This window comes from Steroidobacter flavus, from assembly GCF_042651805.1.
GTDB classification, from domain to species: domain Bacteria; phylum Pseudomonadota; class Gammaproteobacteria; order Steroidobacterales; family Steroidobacteraceae; genus Steroidobacter; species Steroidobacter flavus.
Genome location: NZ_JBHSDU010000015.1, coordinates 986785 through 1003364, shown reverse-complemented (window position 1 = coordinate 1003364; position 16580 = coordinate 986785). Strand labels below are relative to the sequence as shown.

General features: G+C 62.5%; 13 protein-coding genes. All 13 read left to right on the top strand.

The genetic code is table 11. The features are described 5' to 3' along the window. Positions 1–117: 117 nt before the first annotated feature. The 13 genes from exbB to ACFPN2_RS32110 all read left to right on the top strand — a co-directional run bounded on the left by exbB (position 118) and on the right by ACFPN2_RS32110 (position 16526). Complete coding sequence (exbB, locus tag ACFPN2_RS32170; RefSeq protein WP_380604393.1) at positions 118–948, top strand: tonB-system energizer ExbB; 831 nt, start codon at positions 118–120, stop codon at positions 946–948. Positions 949–952: 4 nt separating this feature from the next. After that, complete coding sequence (exbD, locus tag ACFPN2_RS32165; RefSeq protein ID WP_380604391.1) at positions 953–1384, top strand: TonB system transport protein ExbD; 432 nt, start codon at positions 953–955, stop codon at positions 1382–1384. Then, positions 1381–2145 carry a TonB family protein gene (locus ACFPN2_RS32160; RefSeq protein WP_380604389.1) on the top strand — a complete coding sequence of 255 codons (765 nt, stop codon included), beginning with the start codon at positions 1381–1383 and terminating at the stop codon, positions 2143–2145. The genes exbD and ACFPN2_RS32160 overlap by 4 nt, the downstream gene beginning before the upstream one ends. 288 nt (positions 2146–2433) lie before the next feature. Beyond that, complete coding sequence (locus ACFPN2_RS32155; RefSeq protein WP_380604387.1) at positions 2434–2946, top strand: RNA polymerase sigma factor; 513 nt, start codon at positions 2434–2436, stop codon at positions 2944–2946. Between the two features lie 59 nt (positions 2947–3005). Continuing rightward, positions 3006–3992 (top strand): FecR family protein, encoded by a 987-nt coding sequence (locus ACFPN2_RS32150; protein WP_380604386.1) that lies wholly within the window; start codon positions 3006–3008, stop codon positions 3990–3992. A gap of 51 nt (positions 3993–4043) precedes the next feature. Continuing rightward, on the top strand, positions 4044–4580 hold the full coding sequence (locus tag ACFPN2_RS32145; protein WP_380604384.1) for an RNA polymerase sigma factor: 537 nt from the start codon (positions 4044–4046) through the stop codon (positions 4578–4580). Further along, on the top strand, positions 4577–5707 hold the full coding sequence (locus ACFPN2_RS32140; protein WP_380604382.1) for a FecR family protein: 1131 nt from the start codon (positions 4577–4579) through the stop codon (positions 5705–5707). Before ACFPN2_RS32145 ends, ACFPN2_RS32140 begins: the two co-directional genes overlap by 4 nt. Positions 5708–5767: 60 nt before the next feature. Then, positions 5768–8341, top strand: a complete 2574-nt coding sequence (locus ACFPN2_RS32135) for a TonB-dependent siderophore receptor (RefSeq protein ID WP_380604380.1) — start codon at positions 5768–5770, stop codon at positions 8339–8341. A gap of 51 nt (positions 8342–8392) precedes the next feature. Beyond that, a complete protein-coding gene (locus tag ACFPN2_RS32130) occupies positions 8393–10015 on the top strand; it encodes a Na/Pi cotransporter family protein (protein WP_380604378.1) in 1623 nt (540 codons plus the stop codon). A 201-nt stretch (positions 10016–10216) separates the two neighbouring features. After that, positions 10217–11176, top strand: a complete 960-nt coding sequence (locus ACFPN2_RS32125; protein ID WP_380604376.1) for a hypothetical protein — start codon at positions 10217–10219, stop codon at positions 11174–11176. Between the two features lie 69 nt (positions 11177–11245). After that, a complete protein-coding gene (locus tag ACFPN2_RS32120; RefSeq protein WP_380604374.1) occupies positions 11246–13990 on the top strand; it encodes a M16 family metallopeptidase in 2745 nt (914 codons plus the stop codon). Between the two features lie 86 nt (positions 13991–14076). Next, positions 14077–14712, top strand: coding sequence for a hypothetical protein (locus ACFPN2_RS32115; RefSeq protein ID WP_380604372.1), 636 nt, complete (start codon positions 14077–14079; stop codon positions 14710–14712). Continuing rightward, positions 14709–16526, top strand: coding sequence for an ABC transporter ATP-binding protein/permease (locus tag ACFPN2_RS32110; RefSeq protein WP_380604370.1), 1818 nt, complete (start codon positions 14709–14711; stop codon positions 16524–16526). The genes ACFPN2_RS32115 and ACFPN2_RS32110 overlap by 4 nt, the downstream gene beginning before the upstream one ends. The last annotated feature ends 54 nt before the right edge of the window (positions 16527–16580 follow it).

The window sequence follows — 16580 nt, the reverse complement described above, 5'->3', positions numbered from 1 at the left end:
GAGGAGGATCGAATGGCGCGAGGCGGGGCGGTGAACTAACGCACAAAGATGCGGACTCCCGCCCCCTCAGTCGTTTTGCATGACAGGGGTTCAGCAGTTTTTGCGGAGGGGTCAGAGTTGAGATTCCATCGACAGATGTGCGCCGTCGCGCGGCCAATGGCGGCCGGCGTACTGGCAACGGTTTTCGCGCTTGCATTCAGTCAAGTCGCCACGGCCGCGGAGGCCAGCGTTTCGCTCAACACCTTGCCGCATGGCTTGTCGCCCTGGTCGATGTTTCGACAGGCCGACGGCATCGTCAAAACCGTCATCCTGATTCTGCTCATCGCCTCGTTCATCACCTGGACCATCTGGGTCGCGAAGTCGCTCGAGCTGCGCAAGCTGCGTAAGACGCTGCGCCAGACCCTGGTGGATTTGAACAATACGCCGAACCTGCCGGCCGATGGCGAGAGCCGCGATCCGATCGTCAGTGTGATGGTGACCGCGGCTCACAAAGAGCTCGCCCTGGTGACCGGGCCGCAGCTCGCGACTTCGAGCGTGACAGAACGTGTCGCCGCTCGACTCGAGCGCATCGAAGCGGCGGCGGGTGCCAAGGTCAGCAATGGCACCGGCATTCTCGCCACCATCGGCTCGACCGCGCCGTTCGTCGGCCTGTTCGGCACGGTGTGGGGCATCATGAACAGCTTCATCGGCATTTCCGAAGCGAAGACGACCAGCCTGGTGGTGGTCGCGCCCGGTATCGCCGAAGCGCTGCTGGCCACCGCGATCGGCCTGGTCGCGGCCATCCCGGCGGTGCTGTTCTTCAACGTGTTCGCCAAGTCGATCACGGCCTATCGCGCACTGCTGGTCGACGCCGGTACTTACATAAGCTGTGCCGTCAGCCGTGAAGTGGATCGCCGCGCGAACGCCCAAGAGGGCGAGCCGAGGCGTCATGTGGCCGCGGTGAGATAACGCCATGGCCTTCAAACTGACGAAGGGCGCTGGCGAGCTGACGGTCAATCACGAGATCAACGTCACGCCCTTCATCGACGTGATGCTGGTGTTGTTGATCATCTTCATGGTGGCCGCGCCGCTGGCCACCGTCGATGTGCCGTTGGATCTGCCGGTGTCGACGGCGCAGCCGCAGCCGAAGCAGGACGAGCCTGTGTATCTGAGCGTGCAGGCGGACCTGTCGCTCAGCGTGAACGAGAAACCGATCGCGCGGCCGTCGCTCGGTCAAGAATTGAAAGCGCTCACCGGCGGCAGCGCCGAGCGCCGTATCTTCTTACGGGCCGATCGCTCGGTGCCTTATGGTGAACTCATGAACGTCATGAACGGGCTGCGCGAGGCCGGTTACACCAAGGTGGCGCTGGTGGGCATGCAGGGTCAGGCGGGAACCGAGCCATGATGCTGGAATTCGATCGACGCAAGGAATTTGGCCGGTGGAGCAGCAGTGTGCTGCTGGTCGGCGCGGGACACGTCGCGGTGGTGGCGGGCTTCATGCTCGATCTCACATTCGCGAACGCCCAGCCCGAGCAAGCCGCAATGGTTGTCGAGCTGGCGCCGGAGCCGGCCGCGCCACCGATCCCGCCCACTGAAATTCCCCCGGGCCCGCCGCAGGTCGAAGCGCGGCCGCAGCCCAAGCCCGAGCCTTTGCGCGAACAACCGAAGTTCGAGCAGCCGCCGGAAGTAAAGACCGAGGTTCCGCCGGAATTCGCCGTCGCCAAGGAAGAGCCTAAAGAAGAAGAGGAAGTCAGCGACGCGGATCCCGCCGACATGACCGCGTCATTGCCGACGCTGACTGCGCCGTCCGACGACAAGCCAGCAGCGCCGACCGAAGGCGCGACCGACGCGGTGGCTCAGAATGCCGAGCGCACTTGGGAAAGCACGTTGCTTGCGCACCTGGAACGTAACAAACGTTATCCGGGCCAGGCGCAGCGCCGTCGCCAGGAAGATGTGATCTATGTGCGCTTTGCCATGGATCGCGTTGGCAAAGTGCTGGAGTTCGCCATCGAGCGCAGTCGCGGTTACGCGCTGCTCGATCAAGAAGTCACAGCATTGATCGAGCGCTCTTCACCGTTGCCGCCACCGCCGGCGGAAGTGCAGGGCGAACGGCTCGAGCTGGTGGTTCCCGTAGAGTTCTTCCTGCGCAAAGTGGCGCATAACTGATCGCTGTTGCCATGGACGTTGCCGGTGCGAACACCGGCAATGTTTTTATTTGCACCAGCAACGGCCAACGGACGTGGCTTCATGCACCAGTTCGGTGTCTCGGTCCACGGTCATAAAACGTTCAGCCGCAGGGGGATCCACAAAAAGTAACCGCAAAAAACTCTCTTCCCTACTAAAGTCGGGATCGACTGTCACCGAGCGTTCTAACGGCATCGCTGTTGCAATGCTCACACAGTTGTAATGTTCCGCGTGCAAACTGGCTTGTCGAGATTGGTGGGAGCATCAGTAATGACGGCGTTGAGCCATGGCGAGCTGATGGATGTATTCATCGGACTGCGCGCCCAGATCGAGCGGATTCTGGCGAGCCGGGTCGGCTGTCCGCAGACGGCCGCGGATCTGGCACAGGATATGTATTTCCGGGTGCAGCGGGTGGCCGCCGAATTGCCGAATGAAGAAGAGGCACGGCGCTACCTGTTACGCATGGCGACCAATGCCGCCACCGATCATTTCCGGGTGGAAGGCCGGCGCGCCGAGATCCTGTCGGGGCTGGCGCTGTTGTTCGAAGGGGTGGAGAGCGATCCGGCGCAGAGCGTAATCAATGGTGACCAGATGCGCGTCATCGAGTCGGCTTTGACCGAGCTGCCACCGAAATGCCGTGAAGTGCTGTTCTTGAGCCGTGTCGAAGGAATGACCCATGCCGAGATCGCCACCAAGCTCGGCGTGTCGGTGAGCCTGGTGGAAAAATACATGGTGCGGGCGCTCTTGCACTGCCGGACGCGGTTGCTGCAACAGACCAACTAACGCGCTAATATCTCCCCACTTTCATTGCGGTAGGGGCGCGCGTCGCTCGTTTCAGGAGCATGCCCTCCAATCACAAGGACGACGAGTTCGAAGAGTTACCGGAGCCCGCGGTGTCGCCCCTCGAAGAAGAGGCGATTCGCTGGTTGGTACGTCTCACCTCCGGTGAGGCGAATGCTGCCGAAAAAGCACAGTTCGAACGCTGGTCGAATCAAAGCCCCGAGCATCGGGAAGCACTGCGTAATGCGCGCCAGCTCTGGGCGTCGCTGGAAGGCGTGCTGGCCGAGCCTCAGGAAGAAATCCCGCCTGCGGTCGTTGCTAAGAAGCCAGTCGAAGCGCCGTCGCGTCGCTCTTCTGTGTTTCGCTATTTCGCACTGGCCGCGTCGCTACTGCTCGGCGCGGGTGTCGCTTATCAATCGCTGCACGACTGGCGCCACGACTTCGTCACCGCGACCGGCCGGCAGGAGCACATCAAGCTCGCGGACAATTCCACCGTCACGCTCAACACCGACACGGCCATCGACGTTCAATACAGCTCGCTCGAGCGTCGCATCGTGCTGGCGCGGGGCGAAGCGTTCTTCGACGTTACTCACAATCCCGAGCTGCCGTTCATCGTCAAAGCGGGTGAGGGCGAGGTGCGCGTGCTCGGCACCGCCTTCTCGGTGCGTAAGGACGGCGATCAGCTGCTCGTCACCGTCGAGCGCGGTCGCGTCGAAGTTCGCGCCGGTGCCGACTTCGTCGTGCTGACGCCCAATCAGCAGGTCCGCTTCAATGGCGGCGTGCTGCGCGAGGCGCAAGTCATCGACTCGCACTCGCAACTGGCGTGGCGTCGCGGCCGGCTCATCATCGAAGATCAGCCGTTGTCGCAAGTGATCAGCGAGCTCGACCGGTATCACCCGGGCATGTTCGTCGTCACCAACGACGCCGTCGGCTCGCGTCGCGTGAACGCGGTCATCGATCTCGCTCACATCGACGACTGGCTGGCCGCCTTGGGCGATTCTCAGCCCATCGAGCTGCATCGCTACGGATTCGTCACCGTCATCCGCTGAGCGCCCGCCGGGCGCTTTGCGGCTGCTCCATGCGCCGGTCGTTCTGGTCGCATGACGTCCAGTGTTGTCCAGTCGGGGTTGCACGATCTTTCGCAGCACTACGACGAGCTGCTCGCGTTCGTGATGCGTAAGGTGCAGTGTCGCGCTCTCGCAGCCGACATCGTGCAGGACAGTTACTTGCGACTGGCGGCCATGCCGGCCGGCGACGTCCTCCTTCATAATCCGCGTGCCTATTTGTTTAGGACTGCGGCCAATCTGGTCACCGATCATTGGCGTGGCGGGCGCCGGCAGCCTCAGTCATTGGACGATGAGAGCGCCGAGGAGCCGGTCGCTGCTTCATCCTATTCGCCAGAGTCGGCGGCGTTGTCTCGCGAACAGTTGGCCGTGCTTGCGGCTGCGGTTGAGACGCTGCCGCCTCGAACCCGGGAAGTGTTTCATCTGCATAAGTTCGAGCATCTGAGCTACGGCGAAATCGCTGCGCGTCTGGGCATCGCCAAGAATACGGTGATGGTGTTGATGGTCCGCGCGCTCGCGCACTGCCGACGCAAGCTCGCCGAATACAACGCGACTGGCGAGATCCTACGATGAGCCAGGGCAAGTTCTTTGGCGATGCTGTGGCGATGGACGACAGTGCCGATGCAGCGCTGGAATGGCTGGTCTTGCTGAACGACGACGAAGCCACCAACGCCGACCGTCAGCGCTTCGATCAATGGCTGTCCGCCGACGAGCAGCACCGAAAAGCCTGGGCTGAGGCGCAGCAGCTGTGGGAAGGGTTGGATACGGTGGCGGCGTCGAAGACACGGCGCGTCGGTTCATCGAAGCGCGGGCTACGAGCGTCGGCCGCGGCCGGTCCTTTGACTCACCGGCATGTTGCGACAGAGTTCGGTCCTTCGGCTCACCGGGGGGCTGCGACAGAGTCCGGTTCTTCGGCTCGCCAGGGGGCTGCGACAAAGTCTCGTTCTTCGGGTCAACAGCGCGGCGCACGTAGTGCGCACGCGCGCGGCGGGCCTGCCTGGCTGGCGGCGGCGTGCGTCGCAGGTCTCGCGTTGCTGGTTTGCTGGGGCGCGTTGCCTGCGAGTACTTGGAGCGTCGGGGCGGACTATCGAACGGCGGTGGGCGAGCGACGCGTCATCACCTTGTCAGATGGGTCGCGTATCACGCTCGATGCGGGGTCGGCGGTGTCCGCCGATCTGGATGCTCACGTTCGCAAGATCACGTTGCATTCCGGCCGCGCCTACTTCGAAGTGCAGCCGGATGTGAAACGTCCGTTCATCGTCAGCGCGCTGGATCGTCAAGCCATCGCGGTCGGCACGGCGTTCGACGTCGGCATCGCTCGATCCGATGTAACAGTGTCGGTGAGCGAAGGGCACGTGCGTGTGTCAGACGAAGACGGTGGCGTCTGGGATCTTCTGAAAGGTGAGATGTCACGTCACGACGCGACTGTGGCAACGATGAATGTCGCGGACGTGGCGGCGTGGCGCACCGGGCGCCTGGTCTTCGAAAACGTCCCGTTGCGGGACGCAATCGACGATCTGCAGCGTTATTCCGGCGGCCGCATCTTCATCATGAACGAAGCATTGCGAGAGCGTCCGGTCACGGGTGCGGTCGACGGCGACGATCCTGACGACGCGCTCGGCACCATCCTCGACCTGCTGCCGGCGAGCAGCGTGCGGCTGTTCGGCGTCACATTGATATTTTCCGCGCACGGCCAGTAATGGTTCGACCCCTCCGTATCGTCGTGATGGGTGATCCAGAATCATCATCACGAGGCGGATATGAAGGTGCGGAACGGGCTCACTCGAGTCCTGCTGATGACGGCGATGCTAAATGCCGTATCGCCAGCGGGCCCGGCTTGGGCGCAACAGAGCAGTGCGGCGGCCGACGAAGCGACGTCGTTCAGAGACTTTTCCATTCCAGCGCTGCCGCTCTCGCAGGCGCTGCTCAGATTCTCGGAGAACACAGGCATCCAGCTGTTCTTCGACGCGCCACTGACAGCGAGCTTGACGTCGCAACCCGTCGTCGGTCGCTACTCCGCAAACAGTGCGCTCACCGCGATGCTCGAAGGCACAGGCCTCGTGCATCGGTTCGTGAAGCCGCACGTGATTACATTAGAGAAGTCACGAGCGACGGGCGTGCGTCAGACCGCGCCGGTGCGAGTAGAAGGCGCAAACACACGCTCTGCGCTGGGAACCAACGGCAGCAGCGACATCACCGCCACGGAAGGAAGCGGCAGCTACACGAGTCGCGACCTCGAGATCGGCTCGAAGACGCCCGAATCGTTGCGCGAGACGCCGCGATCCGTCAGCGTAGTGACTCAGGAGCGCATGCAGGACCAGAATCTCACCAGTCTGAATCAGGTGATGAATCAGTCCACCGGTATCACGTCCGTCACGGGCGCGTTCGGCGATCAATCGCCCACGTTCTATTCACGCGGTCACTCCATCAGCGTAGTGCAGATCGACGGCGGCGCGCCGCTCAACGTGTCCACGTATGACTTTCGCCCGCTGTTCGACATGGCGATGTACGACCACGTCGAAGTGCTAAGGGGCAGTGCCGGTCTGTTGAATGGCTTCGATTCCACCGGCGGCTCCATCAATCTGGTTCGCAAACGTCCGCTGGATCATGCGCAATTGCAGGTCGAAGCGTCACTCGGCTCCTGGGACAATCGACGCGCCATGATCGACGGCACGATGCCGCTTGCATTCGATGGCCGGCTGCGAGGCCGCGCGGTCGCGCTCTTTCAAGACAACGATTATTTCTACGACACGGCGCATAGCCGGAAGAGCAATGCGTTCCTCAGCTTCGAGGCCGATGTGACGCCGACCACGTTGCTCGGGTTCGGTGGCGCCATCGCCAATCAGAAGATGACACCGTTCCTCTATGGGCTGCCTCGCTTCAGCAACGGCGACGATCTGCATCTCGGGCGAGATACGTGCCTGTGTCCGTCCTGGGGACGGTATGACTTCGACAGCAACGAGCTGTTCCTGAAGCTCGATCAACAGATCGGGCGGGCCTCGACATTCAAGATCAATCTGACGCGCTCGTCCCAGGACGCCGACTTCAAGTACGGCTATGTGATGGGCCCGGTCAGCCCGAACTCGGGCGAGGGCGCGACGCTGAATGGTTTGATGGGCGAGGGGCAGAGCACTCAGTACCAGCTCGACAGCAACTTTCGCGGTGTGCTCGAGCTGTGGGGACGCGAGCAGGAGGTCTTGGTGGGGTGGACGCGTCAAATCACGACGATCGACGGGCCTCGCAATGTTTACGACCGGATGTACGCGTCGCCTCGTCCGGCGGTGGATGTATTTGCGTTTGACTCCGCCGGGTATCCAGAACCGCCGGCGACCTTTGTGAGTCAGCGCTATCGCGACTACGGCGAAACGCAGACGGGCGGATATGCGAGCGTGCGAGTGCGGCCCATCGACGCGTTGCGCGTCGATCTGGGCGTGCGTTACAGCCGGTATGTGTACGACCGCTACTACGAGCGATTGAATGCGGCGGGTCAGCTACTGGCCGGATCGCGCGAGACTTATGACGACGATCAATGGTCGCCGCCGTACTTCGGCATCTCCTATGACATCTCGCCCACGCTGACAGCGTATGGCAGCTACGCGTCCACGTATGCCTCGGCCAGCAGCAAATATCTGCAGCAGTCCGGCGAGCCGGTCAAACCGAGCACCGGCTTCAATTGGGAACTGGGCGTGAAGCACAGCTCGCTCGACGGACAGCTCAATGCCAGCTTGGCGGTGTACTGGCTGGAGGTGCGAAACTCGCTGGTCGTCGACGAAAGCGTGCCCTTCACGATCGATCGTGCGACCGGCCAGCAATGCTGCTTCATCGCGCTCGACGAACGTGCGTCGATGAGCCGCGGTGTCGAGGCGGAGATCACCGGGCAGTTGTGGAAGGGGCTGCAGCTGTTCGCCGGCTACACCTACAACGACAACTATTCGCCCAACGGTCAGCGCTTCAGCACCTACACGCCGAAACATCTGTTCAAGCTGTGGGCTGTGCTGCAACCCGGCTGGGCACAGCAGCTGAAACTGGGCCTCGGCGTGAATGCGCAGACCGAGCACTACACCAGCGGCTCCGCCTGCACGGCGTTCGTCTTCGACGAGCTGGGCAACGAATCATGCGCGCCGGATGCTCAGGTGGACTACGAGTTCACGCAGCCTTCGTACGCAGTGATCGCGGCCCGCATCGAATATGCGCTCAACTCACAATGGGAAGTCGCGCTGAACGTCAACAACGTTACGGACCGCACTTACTATCAGACCGTCGGCACGAGCACGTTCGGCAACTGGTATGGCGAGCCGCGCGCTGCGACCTTGACGGTGCTCGGCAAGTTCTGATTCCTGCTTTCGATGGATACTGTCGGCGGCGCGTGTCTCTAAACTGGCTGGATGATCCATGCGCTGCTGACATTGGTCGGCCACGTCTGTCTGCTGCTCTGGAGCTTGCAAATGCTCCAGCGCAGCGTCGATCGATCCTGGGGCGCGCAGATTCGTCGCCTCATGAATCGAGGGAACGATCGCGCGTTGCGCAGTTTCGCGGTCGGCGCGGCGGCCACGACGGTTCTTCAAAGCAGCACCACGGCGATTCTGGCGCTGGCGTCGTGGACTTCGCAGGGCTTGATCCCGCTCGGGGTCGGTATCGCGGCGGCCCTCGGTGCCAATGTCGGCACCACCTTCATCGCCCAATCGTTCTCGTTCCTGTCCATCGAGATCGCACCGCTGTTCGCGCTGATCGGTTTCGTGATCTTTCGCAAAGGCAAGCTCGCCTCGACCCGTGACCTCGGTCGCGTGCTCATTGCGCTGGGTATCGGCTTGTTCTCGGTCCACGGATTGTCGGCGGCACTGGCGCCGATGTCGCAGTCACCGACGTTTCAACTGGTGATGCATTCCATGAGCAGCGAGCCGGCGGCCGCGCTGCTGGCGAGTGCGGCGTTCGCCTGGCTGTCGCATTCGAGCATCGCGGCCATTCTGCTGATCGTGTCGCTGGCGCAGGTGGATGAGTTGTCGAATCAGGCGGCGCTCGCGATGGTGCTCGGGGCCAATCTGGGCACGGCGCTGAATCCGCTGCTGTACAGCCGCTCCGCTCAGGTCGACGCCTTGCGCCTCGCATCCGCGAATATTCTGACGCGGCTCATCGGTTGCGCGCTCGCCTGGCCGGCGCTGATGTTTGCCGATCTATGGATCGACTCACTCGGTGCCAGCACGCAGCGGATCGTGTTCAACTTCCATACGATCTTCAACCTGGCCGTCGCGCTGCTGTTCCTGCCGGTGGTGCCGTTGATCGCGCGGCAGCTCACACGGATGTTTCCGGAGCGGACGCGTGCCGACGATCCGGCGTTGCCGAGATATTTGCACGGTCGAGAAGCAGAGCCCGCGACCGTGGCTTTGACCAAGGCGGAGCGCGAGGCGCTGCGCATGGCCGATATCGTGGTGGAAATGCTGGATCGCTCGCGCGGCATCTTTGCCTGCAACGACCGGGATCGAATCACCGATGTGCGTGCGCTGGACGATACGCTGGATTCGCTGCACGAAAGTATCCAGCGCTATCTCGCCGGCGTCGGCGGCCAACCGCTGTCAGATCGCGAACGCCTGCGAGCGCAGACCATTCTCACCTTTGCGGTGAACCTGGAGCACATCGGCGATGTGCTCGGTCAGCTGCTGATGAAGCGGGCGAGCAAACGGATCAAACGTCAGGTGAGCTTGTCGGCAGATGAGCTGTCGGTGATCGAGCAGCTTTACGACTCGTTGCGAGAGCATTTGCAGCTGTCCATCGTCGTGTTCATGTACACGGATGTGAAAGCCGCCCGCCAGTTGCTCAAAGACAGCGAAAATTTCCGACAGATCGAGCGTCAGGTCGCACGTCGACACTTTGACGCCATTTGCTCGGGACGAGGCGAGGGCGTGTCGGCCGCCGGTTTGTATCTGGATGCCGTGCGCGATCTGTGCTGGGCAAACAGTCGACTGGTGGCGACCGCGGATCTGGCGGTGAAGTATCGCGCGGCTGTTTCCTGAGCTCAGCGTTGCGGGTCGCGCGAGCTCTGCTCGTTCTGGATTCCAAACGAGATCTCGCCCAGTAACCTGACCGGTCCTGCGAGAGTTGTCGGTGTTCATCGGTGTTCATCGGCAATGTTCAGAGCGCGCCGTGGGTGTGCGGCGCGCTCTTTTTTGCCCGTCGGAATTGCGGTGTTTGACCGGCCCGCTCGTTACCGTTTGATGAAAATCTTGACGGTCGCATTGACGGCGACATCCATCGCGCTGGCGGGAACGTCAGCTTATCTGTGGCGTCAGCTCGACGGCGAGCGCCAGAAAGTGGTGGCCGCGGAGCTGGCGCTGGCCAAGGCCCGCACGGCAGTGCCGGACGCCCGGCCGCACGAGTCCATGGAGGACGCGTCGGTCGAACCGGCCGGCCCCAACGCGCTGGCAACCGCTCTTCCCGGCGCGCGGGTCGCCGAAGCCGGTGCGCAAGAATCTCCAGCCGAGTCGCCGGAGGCGCGCTTCATGCGACGTGAGCGCACGAGTCCCTACGCCACACCGCAGGGCCGCGAGATGATGCGGCTGATGAACAAAGTAGGGAACAAGCGGGCCTACGGCGATCTGATCAAACAACTCGGCCTGAAGGACTCGGAGGTCGACGCTCTGCTCAACGCGCTGGCCGATCAGGATGAGCGCGAGTTCGAAACGTTTCAACAGGCGCGCCGCTCGAGCGAAGGCCGCGTCGATCGCGAGGCGCTGGAGACGGCGCGGCGCGATGTGCAGACACAAACGCAGGCACAGATCGCGTCGATGCTCGGCGCAAGCACCGCACAGAAGCTGAGCGACTATCAGGCGACCTTGGGCGAGCGCATGCAGGTCCAGCAGCTGTCCGAGCAACTCGATGCGTTCGGGCTGAAGCTGACCGATGCGCAGGAAGAGCAGATGATCGCCGCGATGAGCGAGGAGAAGGCGGCCTTCCCGCAGCCGAAATTCAATTGGGACGATCCCAAGGCGCGCGAGACCAACCTGGAATGGCGCGAGCAATTCAATCGTCGGGTGCTGGCGCGGTCCACCTCCATCCTGAGCTCGGAGCAGCAGCGCCAGATCAGCGAGATTCAGACCTGGCAGACCAGCATGCAGCGTCAGGGCATGAACCGGCCGCAGCGGCCGCGGGGCATGCGCCCCGACAACCCGGGCTGATTCCTGCTTTGGGGGGAAGCGCACCGGCAACCGTAGCGCTTACGGTTAACGTTTCGGAGAGATAGATTAGTGACCGCACCTAATTCCTTGTCGCCTGAGCTGAATCCCGAGTCGAATGAAGCGGCCGCGCCGCTCGCCGGCGGCTTCATCGCCGACGACGTGACCATTCCCTACGAGAAGTTTCATCTCGACAACGGCCTCACCGTGATCGTGCATGAAAACCGACGTGCGCCGACGGTCACCGTCGCGGTGTGGTATCGCGTCGGCGCCAAGGAAGAGCCCGCCGGCAAGACCGGTTTCGCGCACCTGTTCGAGCATCTGATGTTCGGCGGCAGCAGGCATTTTCCCGGCCTGTACCTGAGCAACATGCTCAACGCCGGTGCCACCAATCTCAACGGCACCACCAACCGCGACCGGACCAACTATTACCAGACGGTGCCGACCGAAGCGCTCGACTACGCGCTGTTCGCCGAGTCGGACCGCATGGGCCATTTCTACGAAACCATCAGCCAGCAGACGCTGGATATCCAGCGCGGCGTGGTTCAGAACGAAAAGCGCCAGACCGAAGGCGGGCCGTTCGGCCTGGTTTACGACAGCATCTCGCGAGGCACGTATCCGGTCGGCCATCCGTACGCGCACACCACCATCGGCTCGATGGAGGACATCCAGTCGGCGACGCTCGACGACGTGAAGAATTGGTTCAAGACCTACTACGGTCCCTCGAACGCGGTGCTGGTGCTGGCTGGCGACATCGATGCGGCGACGGCGAAGCGCAAGGCGAACGAATACTTCGGCGCCATTCCGCCGGGCCCGCCGCTGCGTCGATCCAGAGCGTGGATCGCCAAGATGACAGGCGTGAAGCGCGAGACTCTCGAAGATCGCGTCTCGCAAGCCCGCGTGTACATGGTATGGAACACGCCGCAAACGGGTGAACGGGATGTGACATTGCTGGGGCTCGCGGCGCAGATCCTGAGCAGCGGCACGTCATCGCGGTTGCATCGACGGTTGGTGCACGATGATGCGCTGGCCTCCGGCATCGATGCCGGCATGTCGGCCGGCACGATCGCGGGACAGTTCTCCATCACTGCCACAGTGAAAGGCGGCGTCGCACTGGAAACAGTGGAGCAGACGGTCCGCGAGGAGCTGCAACGGTTCCTGATCGAAGGACCGACGGCGGACGAGCTGGAGCGCGTGCGCACGCAAGAGTTGTCGAGCTTCATCCGTGGGCTCGACAGTGTTTCCAGCATCGCTGCCATGCTCGCGAGCAATGAAGTGCGCCTGGAGCGGCCGGATCTGTATCGGCTCGGTTTGCAGTGGGTGCGCGAGGCGACGTGCGAGTCTATTCGAGACGCAGCTCAGCGCTGGTTGTCCGATGGTTCGTATGTATTGCAAGTGGTGCCGTTCCCGACGTTGCGTGCGACCGGCAAGGAAATCGATCGCTCGAAGGTGCCGTCCATCGGCACCCGGGCTCGCGTCACTCTTCCGGAGCTTCAGCATGAAACGCTGTCGAACGGCATGCGCATCGTGCTGGCCGAGCGTCACGAGCTGCCGCTGATCAATTTCGGGGTGATGTTCAAAGACGGCCTGGTCGACGATCCGGCCGATGCGCTGGGCTCGATGCGCCTGACGGCTCGACTGTTGACGTTGGGCTCGGGCTCGCGCGATGCGTTCGAGTTCTCGGAGGCGCGTCGTCGTATCGGCGCGAAGCTGTCGGTCAACACCGTGCTCGAGGGCTCCGGCATCGGCATGTCGACCTTCAAGGGCCAGGTGGATCAGGCGCTGGAGCTGCTGGGCGATCTGATCTTCCGTCCGCACTTTGCCGAAACTCATCTTGCCCGGGAGCGCGAGCGCATTCTGGAAATCATTGCGCAGGAAGCGACCGCGCCCGATTCGTCGGCTTCCCGCGTGCTGCCCGGATTGCTGTTCGACAAAGGCCATCCGTATCGTCGGCCGATGTCCGGCTTCGGCGTGACGTCGCAGGTGTCGCGACTGGATCGCGACTCGGTGCAGCGTTGTTATTCGCGCTGGTTCCGTCCTGAAGGCACGGTGCTGCTGGTCGTCGGCGACACGACGATGTCCGAGATCAAGCCCAAGCTGGAACGTTGCCTGGGACAGTGGCGAGCGGCGAATTGGCACGCATCGCCACCTGTGCCGGCGGCAGCAGCGCCGCTCGCGCCGTCGGTGTACCTGATCGACAAGCCGGACACGCCGCAAGCCATCATCCGCGCGGCGACGGTGTTGCCGTTCATGGAAGACGAAGTTTCCTTGCCCGTGAAGATCGCCAACATGGTGTTGGGCGGAGAGTTCGGCTCGCGTCTCAACATCAATCTGCGCGAGGACAAGAACTGGACTTACGGCGTGCGCTCTTCGATGACCGCCACGCTGGGGCCCCGAGTGTTCCAGGTGAGTGCGCCGGTGCAGATCGATAAGACCGCGCAGAGCATCGCGGAGATTCAACGGGAACTCAGTGACATGGTCGGCGCGCGGCCGGTGACGCAGGATGAGCTCGCTCGCGTGACGCGAACCGAGATGCTGCGTTTTGGCACTGGTATCGGCAGCCTCGGCGGCTTGCAGAGCGCCATCGAATATCTGATTCGCAGGGAGCGCACGCCGGAACATTGGAGCGCATATCCGGAACGACTCGCGGCGCTGACCGTCGAGCGGGTGAACTCTACGTTCGCCTCGGTGTTTGCTCCCGAGCGAATGGTCTGGATCGTCACTGGCGATTTGCAAAAGATCGAGCCACAACTGCGGGACCTGGACTTGGGATCCCGGCACATCGTTTCCTCGGACGGCGAAGCGCTGTACGGATAGCAGACAGCGAGCGCCCGGCGGACGTTGCGGGCCGCTGCTGCGCCATTCGTTCACTGGGCGCGAATCGAATCGAAGAGGAGATCACGATGATGGAGCGCAAGCACCTGACTCTGGTGTGCGGCGTGGGTCTGCTATTGGCCGGCCTGAGCGGCTGTGACGACACGCCGAATCCGACGTTTGCGCAGGAGGTCAAGGACAAATATGCCGCGGCCTCCGGCGATCCCTACCAGTCGCTGCAAAACGTACCCCGCCAGTACCGCTACATGCGTAACGAACCGGGCATGCGCCCGACGGCCGCGCAGCAGGAAACATTGGGGTTGCGTAGCAGTTTGAAATCTCTGCTGGAAAAGCTGGGGCGGGAACCGGCGATGCCGGCGCTGGACGCCGCAGCCAGCGAATGCGGTGCGTTGTATGAAAAGGCCCAGGCCTTTGCGACGCCCGGCGCTCAACCGGATGTCGAGGGTGCGACCGGACTTTACAAACAATTGGCCGGTTGCCGCTCACAAGCGATGTCGATCGAAGACAAGAGCGACGATGAGGTCGCTGCGCGGGCCCGCCTGCTGCGGCGATTTGCTTCGGCTCACATGGTTCTGGTGAGTGTCGCGTTGGTGGCGCAGGGCGCCGAGCAGGAAGGCCTGGCGCTGTGGACGGAGTCCGAGCAATTGGCCGGCAAGGACAAGCCGGATTTCAAAATCAACGCCAGGATGCTGGGTAATCAATGACCGACGCGCGTTCCATTCAAGTCGATCCTCGCGACTACCGGCTCGACGGCCGGCTCGCACGGCGTATCTGGCGTCTGGCTAAGCCGTACTGGAGCGATCCGAAACACTGGAAATCCTGGGCGCTGATGGCGTTCGGCATCCTGATCGGCCCGGCCTGGGCGTACTACAACTTCTGGGCCGCGCAGGTCGGTGCCGAGCAGGCCAATGCGCTGGTATCGAAGAACCCCGAGGAATGGCACCGCATTTTCTGGCTGTTGTTCCTGCTGGGCATCGGGCGCTGGCTCTACGGGGTCATCCTCGGGCTGCTCAACACGCTGATGCAGATGCAATGGTATCGCTGGATGACCCAATGGATCGTCAAACGTTACCTCGCGCATAAAACTTACTACGACATCGCGATGCGCGACGACATCGACAATCCCGACGAGCGCATCCAGGACAACGTGCTGCCGTTCATCGACGCGGTGTTGTCGTTTCCCACCAAAGTGCTCGGCACCATCCTCGGCCTGACCACCAACGTGGTGCTGCTCTCGCAGGTGAACTCGCGCATGACCACGTTCGTCGTGGTGTATTCGTCTATTTCCATGGTCGTGCAGACGGCGGTGTACTGGCCGCTGATTCGCAAGAACTTCGATGCGGTGGCGGCGGCGGCCGACTTTCGCTTCGGTCTGCTCCGCGTGCGCGACAACGCAGAGACCATCGCGTTCTTTCGCGGCGAGAACATGGAGGAGAGTCAGGTCTCCGATCGTCTCGACCGGGTCATCCGGAACAAGATGAACATCTATTACTACAACCTGAAGACCGGATTCATCACTCAGTTCATCGGCTCGGTCTGGACCATCGCGCCGTTGTTCATGATTTATCCCTTGTACTTCGGCGGCAAGATCGAGTACGGCACGATCGCGCTGGCGATGACGGCTGCCGACGGCTTGCGCTCGGCGCTGCTGTCGCTGGACGACTATATTCCATTCTTCGCCGGCATCGCGCCCAAGACGGTCCGCCTGGCGCAGATCGTCGAGCGCTTCGACGCCATGGATGCGCAGATCGCTCGTCACAGCGAGCAGATCACCATCAAGCGTGGCGACTCCATCGAGCTCGACAATGTTTCTTTCCAAACGCCGGGCGGCGAGCAACAGCTGGCGCAGAAGGTGTCGCTCACACTGAAGCCGGGCGAGAGCATGATCATCGTCGGCCAGACTGGCGTCGGTAAGAGCTCGATGTTGCGTTCCATGGCTGGCTTGTGGGTGCGCGGTACCGGCACGATGACCATGCCGCCGGAAGATGACACGATGTTCGTGCCGCAGAAGCCCTACATGATGCTGGGCAATCTACGGGCGCAGCTGTTGTATCCGCACGGTCGCTCGGACATGACGGACGATGAGTTGCAGGCGGTGCTCGAGAAGGTGTGTCTGCCCAATTTGATCGAGAAATCGGGCGGCCTCGATGCCGATCGCGACTGGAGCAAAGTGTTGTCGCTCGGCGAGCAACAGCGCGTTTCGTTCGCTCGTATTTTGATCTCGAAGCCGAAGTATGTGTTCCTCGATGAGTCCACCAGCGCGGTGGATATTCCCACCGAGGCGCGCCTGTACAAGGCGCTGATCGAGACCGGTGCGACCTTCGTCAGCGTCGGCCATCGCGAAACCATTTTGCGATTCCATGACCGGGCGTTGCGCCTGCTGGTCGGCGGCGGTTGGGAGATCATCGACTCGCGCACCATCGAGCCCACCCTGGTGCAGCCGTTGGGCGCCTCGCGTGTGGCGTCCGAGCCCGTTTCTCCCACGGATTCTGGAGTCTCGGCGACCAATTGCGGCTGAGCATCGGTAGCGGTGTCAACGAACGGTAGGCGAGCCGGAGGAAGACAACTATTA

What these genes read in the sequence shown, in the direction of transcription:
- exbD (WP_380604391.1), top strand. Translation starts at nt 953, where the DNA reads ATGGCCTTCAAACTGACGAAGGGCGCTGGCGAGCTGACGGTCAATCAC.
- ACFPN2_RS32160 (WP_380604389.1), top strand. Translation starts at nt 1,381, where the DNA reads ATGATGCTGGAATTCGATCGACGCAAGGAATTTGGCCGGTGGAGCAGC.
- ACFPN2_RS32155 (WP_380604387.1), top strand. Translation starts at nt 2,434, where the DNA reads ATGACGGCGTTGAGCCATGGCGAGCTGATGGATGTATTCATCGGACTG.
- ACFPN2_RS32150 (WP_380604386.1), top strand. Translation starts at nt 3,006, where the DNA reads ATGCCCTCCAATCACAAGGACGACGAGTTCGAAGAGTTACCGGAGCCC.
- ACFPN2_RS32145 (WP_380604384.1), top strand. Translation starts at nt 4,044, where the DNA reads ATGACGTCCAGTGTTGTCCAGTCGGGGTTGCACGATCTTTCGCAGCAC.
- ACFPN2_RS32140 (WP_380604382.1), top strand. Translation starts at nt 4,577, where the DNA reads ATGAGCCAGGGCAAGTTCTTTGGCGATGCTGTGGCGATGGACGACAGT.
- ACFPN2_RS32135 (WP_380604380.1), top strand. Translation starts at nt 5,768, where the DNA reads ATGAAGGTGCGGAACGGGCTCACTCGAGTCCTGCTGATGACGGCGATG.
- ACFPN2_RS32130 (WP_380604378.1), top strand. Translation starts at nt 8,393, where the DNA reads ATGATCCATGCGCTGCTGACATTGGTCGGCCACGTCTGTCTGCTGCTC.
- ACFPN2_RS32125 (WP_380604376.1), top strand. Translation starts at nt 10,217, where the DNA reads ATGAAAATCTTGACGGTCGCATTGACGGCGACATCCATCGCGCTGGCG.
- ACFPN2_RS32115 (WP_380604372.1), top strand. Translation starts at nt 14,077, where the DNA reads ATGATGGAGCGCAAGCACCTGACTCTGGTGTGCGGCGTGGGTCTGCTA.
- ACFPN2_RS32110 (WP_380604370.1), top strand. Translation starts at nt 14,709, where the DNA reads ATGACCGACGCGCGTTCCATTCAAGTCGATCCTCGCGACTACCGGCTC.